Annotated in this window: 8 protein-coding genes; all 8 read left to right on the top strand. The window is 47.8% G+C overall.

The genetic code is table 11. The features are described 5' to 3' along the window. On the top strand, positions 1-299 hold a 299-nt coding region (locus tag Afil_RS10305), incomplete at its 5' end, for a hypothetical protein (RefSeq protein ID WP_230268476.1). 24 nt (positions 300-323) lie between these two features. After that, a complete protein-coding gene (locus tag Afil_RS10300) occupies positions 324-839 on the top strand; it encodes a NusG domain II-containing protein (RefSeq protein WP_230268475.1) in 516 nt (171 codons plus the stop codon). Continuing rightward, positions 836-1,336: a Gx transporter family protein gene (locus Afil_RS10295; protein ID WP_230268474.1), complete on the top strand. Its 501-nt coding sequence runs from the start codon at positions 836-838 to the stop codon at positions 1,334-1,336. The genes Afil_RS10300 and Afil_RS10295 overlap by 4 nt, the downstream gene beginning before the upstream one ends. A 123-nt stretch (positions 1,337-1,459) precedes the next feature. After that, positions 1,460-2,152 carry a hypothetical protein gene (locus Afil_RS10290; RefSeq protein WP_230268473.1) on the top strand — a complete coding sequence of 231 codons (693 nt, stop codon included), beginning with the start codon at positions 1,460-1,462 and terminating at the stop codon, positions 2,150-2,152. A gap of 180 nt (positions 2,153-2,332) precedes the next feature. Beyond that, complete coding sequence (locus tag Afil_RS10285; protein WP_230268472.1) at positions 2,333-2,983, top strand: redox-sensing transcriptional repressor Rex; 651 nt, start codon at positions 2,333-2,335, stop codon at positions 2,981-2,983. Positions 2,984-3,271: 288 nt separating this feature from the next. Then, a complete protein-coding gene (asnS, locus tag Afil_RS10280; RefSeq protein ID WP_230268471.1) occupies positions 3,272-4,627 on the top strand; it encodes an asparagine--tRNA ligase in 1,356 nt (451 codons plus the stop codon). A gap of 584 nt (positions 4,628-5,211) precedes the next feature. Beyond that, positions 5,212-6,165 carry an NlpC/P60 family protein gene (locus Afil_RS10275; RefSeq protein WP_230268470.1) on the top strand — a complete coding sequence of 318 codons (954 nt, stop codon included), beginning with the start codon at positions 5,212-5,214 and terminating at the stop codon, positions 6,163-6,165. A 718-nt stretch (positions 6,166-6,883) separates the two neighbouring features. Beyond that, positions 6,884-7,144, top strand: a complete 261-nt coding sequence (locus Afil_RS10270) for a hypothetical protein (protein ID WP_230268469.1) — start codon at positions 6,884-6,886, stop codon at positions 7,142-7,144. Positions 7,145-7,397: the final 253 nt, after the last annotated feature.

The following is a 7,397-nucleotide window of genomic DNA, read 5'->3' as shown; positions in this document are numbered from 1 at the left end:
ACTATCAGGCTCTTCTACAGATTGCAGAAGAATACGACATAGATCCGGAAGTAGATATCACAAAGAATCTGATTCTGGTCAAAAAGAATCTGGCCAAGTATAAAGGCGACGCACTCCACTATCCGCTACGCGGAAAAGATAAATCCTGTCTGGACGCAAATGGCGAGTGCAATTTCACCATTCGAAAAAAGACCCGCAGAGCGATGCTGCGGGTTTTCTTTGGCCTGCATGGATTTCCAAACCGAGTGCGGCCTGTTTCGAAAACCAAAACCCAGGCCGTGATCCGGTATACTGAATAGTAAGACAGAAAAGGAGGCAGACCCATGCCAGAGCGCAAAGATTATCCGGAAAATTCATTCAGTCCAGAGCGCAAAACGGCAGAGACGGATGCAGCGCTGCCTCAGACGTCGCCAAAGGGTACGACGCGTTCCAGATCGTCTCGACGCGAGCGGATCCGTCCGGACCTTTCCAAAGACGGTCTTCGCAAAGCGGACAAGATTCTGATCGTTCTTTTGCTGGCGTGTGCAGTGCTTCTGCTTTTTCCGCTTCTGAACTATAAAGAAGGCGGCTCATATGCCGTCGTGAAAGTGCGCAGCGAAGAAAAGCTCCGGCTTCCGCTCAGCGAAGACGGCGAATATTCGGTGGAAGGCACCTTAGGCACGGTCCACATTTCCATAAAAAATGGTAAGGCTGCGGTCACGCAGGAAAACTCGCCCCATCATTACTGCTCCCGACAGGGGTATGTAGATTCGCCGGCGGTTCCCATTGTCTGTCTGCCCAACGAGACGATTGTGACGATTGAGGGCAGTGAAGCCCAGGAAGATACGGTGATTCAATGAACCGGACAATTCGTAAAATGACGATTCTTTCGCTGCTGATCGCGGCAGCGATTCTCATGCAGATCGTCGAATCTTTCTTTCCGCTGATTACGATCATTCCCGGCTACAAAATCGGTCTGGCCAATATTGCCGGCCTGTTCGCGCTGTATGCCTATGGACCAAAGGAAATGTGTGCGGTTACCGTACTGCGCATTTTCCTGGCTTCGCTGGCCACTGGTACCCTCTTTTCCGTCAGCTTTCTGCTCTCGGCATGCGGATGTACGCTGTCTCTGATCGGCATGACGCTGGCATACCGTTCGGGCTGGTTTTCCATTTACGGAGTCAGTACGCTGGGTGCGGCCTGTCATACGATCGGACAGGTCATTGCGATTGCCTGGATTTATCAGCAGTTTTTCATGGGCTTGTTTCTGCCGGCCCTGCTTGCGCTTTCCGTGCTCTCCGGACTTTGCATCGCCTGGATTGCCCGGCAGGTGCTCATTCGCATTCGCCTGAATTAAGCACGAATAAGCGCGAATGGGTAAGAAGATCGTTATACAAGACGGGCTCTGGCCAGCGAAACTAAGCCCGTGCAAAACGATGCAAAGTTGAAAATCCGGAAACTGAGAAAGAGAGGCGGCCTCATGGAAGATACTTACTGCGCGATTCTCATGCAGCTTGAACAGGATATGAAAAATGAAATTTCGACGGCTTCCCCGTCCAGAGAAAAGCTTCAGCGAACGATCAGCGCGTTTAAGCCGGAGCAGATCTCGGCACAGACCGCTTTAAAGGCACTCGATCTGGAGCTGCAGATCGAGACCGAAAAGACCGTTCCTTCGCAGGCCAATATTGCCGCGTGCCGTCTGTGGCATGCGGCGATTGAAAACGCCAGAAAGGATTCGGACTGGCGTCTGCTCTTTGCCCGTATGGACTTCGAAAACGCCTTAAATGGACAGGAGCCAGAAAACAAAGGAAGGACACGTATTCTCTTTGATGATCACAGGCGCTTAAGAAAATGGGTCGGCGCTCTTCTCGTACTGCTTACGGTTCTGCTTTTTGGAGTGCTGACAATTGCGCTTCGCTGGTCCTACGGGGCCTGCCTGATCGTTCTGTTCCTGTTCATGAATCTGGCGCTCTGGATTTGCGAAGTGGCCTGGCCCATGATTTTGCGCCGGCGGATTTTACGGGACAGCCGGCAGGCAGCGCAGGGCGCTCTGCGCATTTTTCTGAAGAAAATCGCTCTCAATCGCTGGATGTGGTCTTTGCCCTCGCTTGTCCGCCTGTTTAAGGCGTGGTCGAGCACCCTCTTAAAAAAGGGAAAGAAGCAAGCCGTCTAAACCGATCCGTACAGAAAAATCATAAAAAATCATCGTAAAACGCTCGAGGCTGCTCCCATTTAGGGGCGGTCTTTTGAAAATACAGACATATCTGTTTTTTTGGATTAAAAATCTCTTGTTCAAATAAGAGATAAATTCACAAATTAGGAATTCTTTGTTATGATTGGAGCGGTGATAATCATGAAAAACGCAAACTCTGTTCCAAAGGCGACCCTGCAGAGATATCCGGTATATCTTAAAGCGCTTCGTAAACTTCAGAAAAACGGGGTTTCCAAAATCATGTCGCGCGAGCTGAGCAACTTCGTAGACATTGAACCGACTACGATCCGCCGCGATTTCTCGTTTCTTGGAAACCTGGGAAAACAGGGCTACGGATATGATGTAGACAAACTGATCGAGATTTTCAATCAGGAGCTTGGTGTAGATTTTGATGAAAAAATCATTCTGGTCGGTGCCGGCAACCTTGGCCGTGCCCTGATGAACTATAACAAGTGGGATTATGTCGTCGGCGAAATCGCCTGCGCGTTCGATATCGATCCGGCCAAGACCGGAAACATGTTCGGCATCAATGTATACTCGCTCGATGAGCTGGAAACACGCATCCCCAAAGGATGCCGCATTGCCATCCTGACCATTTCGGAAGATATCCAGGCTACCGTTGACCGTCTGATTGCCAACGGCATAATCGGCATCGTCGATTTTACCCACCAGCATTTTCAGGTTCCGCATCACGTGATGGTCAAAGCCGTTGATGTGGTCAGCTCGATTCAGGAGCTCGTTTTCACGACCAACTCCATGGACAGCGCCTCCACCAAAAACGGAAACAGCTAAGCTGTCTGCACTTGCCTTTTTCTGCGAGAAGGCAGGTGTTTTTGCATCGAAAAGCAAAACGGGAAGACCGCGATTTGGCTGGAACGGCCGGCTTTGTGACGCTCTGTTTCGGCTTTAGCTGGCGCTCATATTGTAATTTACGTCTCGCAATGGTTTAATACCCATAGCTCTTAGCGAGACGTTTTTCTGTGCCTATGGCGCATGAATTAATCCGCCTGAATCAGATCTGCGGATTGGAGCGTTCCTGATGGAGGGACGCTTTTCTCTTTTAAGGAAAGGAGCATTTTAATGCTTGTAAAGAAACTGAAAGAAAAGATCAGCGAATACGATGGAAAACCCGTGACCCTGCAGGGATGGGTGAGAACCAATCGAAATTCGAAAAATATCAGCTTTATCGAATTCAATGACGGAAGCTGCTTCTCCAATCTTCAGATTGTCTATTCTCCAGAAATGGAAGGCTACGAACAGGCTTCCAAAATCACAACCGGCAGTGCTATTGAAGTAAAAGGTACAGTCCACGCGACACCGGAGGCTAAACAGCCTCTCGAAGTGGCAGCCGATTCCATTACCGTTCTCGGTATGGCGGATCATGACTATCCGCTGCAGAAGAAGAGACACAGCTATGAATTCATGCGCGAAATCCCGCACGTTCGTCCGCGTGCCAACACGTACTACGCGGTATTCCGTCTGCGTTCCGTTCTGTCCATGGCGATTCATACGTTCTTCCAGGACCGCGGCTTTGTTTATGTACAAACGCCAATCATTACGGGAAACGATGCGGAAGGCGCCGGTGAATGCTTTACCGTAACGACCATTGATGATCAGGAGTACGAAAAGGACTTCTTCGGCAAGCACGCCCAGCTGACCGTATCCGGCCAGCTGCACGTTGAGCCGTTTGCGCTGACGTACCGCAACGTATATACGTTCGGTCCGACGTTCCGTGCGGAAAACTCAAACACGACCCGTCATGCGGCTGAGTTCTGGATGATCGAACCGGAACTCGCTTTCGCGGATCTGTCCGATAACATGGACGTGATCGAGGACATGATCAAGTACTGCATCCGCTACGTTCTGGAACATGCACCGGAAGAAATGGCGTTCTTCCAGAAAATGATCGATAAAGACTGCATCAATCGCGTTAAAAAGGTAGCCGACAGCGAATTCCGTCGTATGACGTATACCGAAGCCATCAAGGAACTGGAAAAAGTCAAAGACCGCTTCGACAACAAGAACATTTACTGGGGCATGGATCTTCAGTCCGAGCACGAACGCTACATTTGCGAACAGGTTGTAGGCGGTCCGGTGTTCCTGATCGACTATCCGAAAGAAATCAAAGCGTTCTACATGCGTGAAAACGAAGACGGCAAGACCGTAGCGGCCTGCGACCTTCTCGTTCCGTATGTCGGCGAGCTCGTCGGCGGAAGCCAGCGTGAAGAGCGCTACGATGTTCTGAAAAAGAAAATGGACGACATGGGCATGGAAGAATCCACTCTGCAGTGGTACATGGACTTGCGCCGCTTTGGCGGATGCGTTCATTCCGGATTCGGTCTTGGATTTGACCGCATGCTCATGTACCTCTCCGGCATCCAGAACATCCGCGACGTACAGCCGTATCCGCGTACTCCGCGCAACCTGATTTTCTAAACCTTTATACTCAGCTGTATTCAGCGAATATCATCAGCCGCATCGAGACGAACCCGATGCGGCTGTCTTTTTGTATCGAAAGATTTTTCCAGGGAAATGTAAATCATTATGAAGCGTGCCAAATTCCATTCACAGAGCTTCATCCCGCGCAGAAACAGGAAATACATTCCGGCGGATAGCGGCTTGGAAGAAGCGCCCCAAAGGACAGGGGATGTATGCATAACGAGAACAGAATTTTGAACGCCTCATTTTTTGCAAAGTCGTCAAGGCGTTTCTGAAAGCCGCTTTAATGTTCATTTAACGATAGGTATCGGATTTTTGACAAAGTAAGCGATTTCTTTTTGTTTATGAGAATTCCAAATTTCTTTAAAAATGTATATGTATAATGAACACTCATTTTTTTTACAATTTTCGTGATTCACACACACTTTTCCACATTCTGCGTGAAGACCCTTTACTTAAAGGGCCCATCGCTTTTTATACGAATCGGATTGTTTGGAAATATTTAAGAAATTATTCTGGTCATTTTGCTTCCGTTTTGGATAATTGGTACTCTCTTTGGGCAAGCGCAAGGAGGACCAACTATGAAAAATAAGTTTCTGGCAAGACATGCCGCGATGACTTTAGCAATGGCAGTAGCCTGCGGTATTCCATCAGTGTCCGTATTTGCTGCTGAACCCGCAAATCAATCACTTGGAAAAGAAGCCATGTCGGTTTCGTCCAATTTCTTTAATGGAATCGATCGAAATCAGTCAACGATTAAAAATAAAACAACCAGTCTTCTCGAAAAGAAAACCGGCGAAGTCGTAGAAAAAGGAAAAACCGTTTACTACGATCAGTTTGGTCTTCTCGCTTCGGGAAAGCTGAATACAAAAGACGGCAACTATCTCTTTGATGAGAACGGTCAGAAAGTAACCGGCTTTGTCAAAGAAGAAGGCAAAACCGTCTACTATGATGAAACGACCGGCCGCAAGGTAGAAGAAGCCGCTGAAATTGAAAAGGACGGCAAGACCTATCTGCTCGATGAAAACGGCAATACGCAGACAGGCTGGACCGACTACGAAGGCAAGGAATACTACCTGGATGCCGACGGATCCATCGTCAAAGGCCAGACCCGCGATGTGGACGGCGTTCGCTACAGTTTCGATGAAAACGGACAGAAAGAAATGTCCGTAACCAAAGACGGCTACGTCTATGACGAGAACGGCAAAGGAAAGGAAGATCTGAGCGGCTACGACAAAATCGCACAGGCAGCCCTTGCGCAGATCGGCGTGAATCAGGACTGCACCATGCTGGTGACCAATTCGCTTAAAACGGTCGGCATCAACTTCCACGGCGCTCCAGAAGCCTATCTTTCTCTTGGCCCGCTGACGAACAACCCCGTTCCTGGCGATATCTGTGTGTACCAGGGCCATGTAGCAATCTACATCGGCAACGGACAGGCTGTACACGGCGGCTGGAACGGATACACTACAGCGGTTTATTCCGTATCCTGCGCCAATCCGCTGATCGGATACGTACATCCCGTTCTGCCTTAATTCATTCCAATTCTTACTGCTTAAAACAACAACCGCTTTCAAAACCAGCGACGAAACTGTGAAAGCGGTTGTAAAGAAATAATTAAGAAAAACAGGTCTTCTCAGAAGACAGAGACCAATGGATGGGGTAGTATACAGCCATGGAAATCAGCAGCAGATTTCCTGAATAATACAATTTCCTTTCTTTTTTCTCTTTTTTAGAAAAGGTCGTCCCGATTCGCCCCGGAGACGGCCTTTTTCTTTTAAATTACTTTACATAAAGCGGGAACAGGAAAAATCCACTGTTGCTCTGCGATAATTCGAATGCAGTTAAAACATATCCGCAGAATGCATGAAAAATTCTCCGTAACCAGCACACAACCAGCAATGAGTATCCGTCCGTCAGGATCAGTACCCCAGCAACGCTAAAAAATATGCTCATGAAATTAACATATTGGAAATAATATATTTACTTTAGGAAGTAAAGAATCTGTTAAACAGGGTGATCGAAGTCAAATAAAAACTTAACAATTCTGGTGAAATAGAACTTTACAATTTTTGGAGGATATAATTTTTCAGAGATACTCGAGGTGGTGAATCTACCCAGCAGCCACACACCTGTATGGTCAAAAGAGAACCGGGGGGAGTTGGGCCCGGCGAGCATCTCTAAACTAAGAAGAAAGAGCCGGTAGCGGCTCTTTTCTTTTACAAGATGCGGAAGAGAAAGCAGGAAACAAGGATGCGCGGAATAAATGGTATATGCAGGCATCCCCGTATACAGAAGCTGGACAGAACCGATGAAACGGCGATAGAACGCCTCAGGCTCTCTTTTCTTTTGGGTACTGCCTTGGCAGACAGTCGACAATGCTTTTTCCCGGACAGGGGACTGGAAGCAGCTGGTGATATGGCGCGACCGGCGGTTTCTATTGGTGAAAAGAAGTATCGCCGTACGGATTTGGAACAGATCAAGGCTGAATTAACGAATGCAAAATGGTATTAAGAAGCTATAAAGAAATTGCGGGCGTCAGAATACATCTTTCCAGAAAAAACGGTATCCTGAAATCAAGGAAATCAAGCAGCAGATTTCCTGAAATCATAATCATTTTTTCCTTTCTTTTCTCTTATCATTCCAATGTCATTAAGTTAAGGAGGGATAAAAATCGTATACCCTGTTCATGAGCGTTGTCATTTCTTATATTTTGCGTCTCAGGCATGACGAAAAGGATGATTTTCTACCTGTTGAAAAAATCATC

Source organism: Allobaculum fili (assembly GCF_020969955.1).
Lineage (GTDB): Bacteria > Bacillota_I > Bacilli_A > Erysipelotrichales > Erysipelotrichaceae > Allobaculum > Allobaculum fili.
This window is presented reverse-complemented; position numbering and strand designations above follow the sequence as displayed.

Coding starts and splice junctions, on each gene's coding strand:
- Afil_RS10300 (WP_230268475.1), top strand. CDS start 324: ATGCCAGAGCGCAAAGATTATCCGGAAAATTCATTCAGTCCAGAGCGC.
- Afil_RS10295 (WP_230268474.1), top strand. CDS start 836: ATGAACCGGACAATTCGTAAAATGACGATTCTTTCGCTGCTGATCGCG.
- Afil_RS10290 (WP_230268473.1), top strand. CDS start 1,460: ATGGAAGATACTTACTGCGCGATTCTCATGCAGCTTGAACAGGATATG.
- Afil_RS10285 (WP_230268472.1), top strand. CDS start 2,333: ATGAAAAACGCAAACTCTGTTCCAAAGGCGACCCTGCAGAGATATCCG.
- asnS (WP_230268471.1), top strand. CDS start 3,272: ATGCTTGTAAAGAAACTGAAAGAAAAGATCAGCGAATACGATGGAAAA.
- Afil_RS10275 (WP_230268470.1), top strand. CDS start 5,212: ATGAAAAATAAGTTTCTGGCAAGACATGCCGCGATGACTTTAGCAATG.
- Afil_RS10270 (WP_230268469.1), top strand. CDS start 6,884: ATGCGCGGAATAAATGGTATATGCAGGCATCCCCGTATACAGAAGCTG.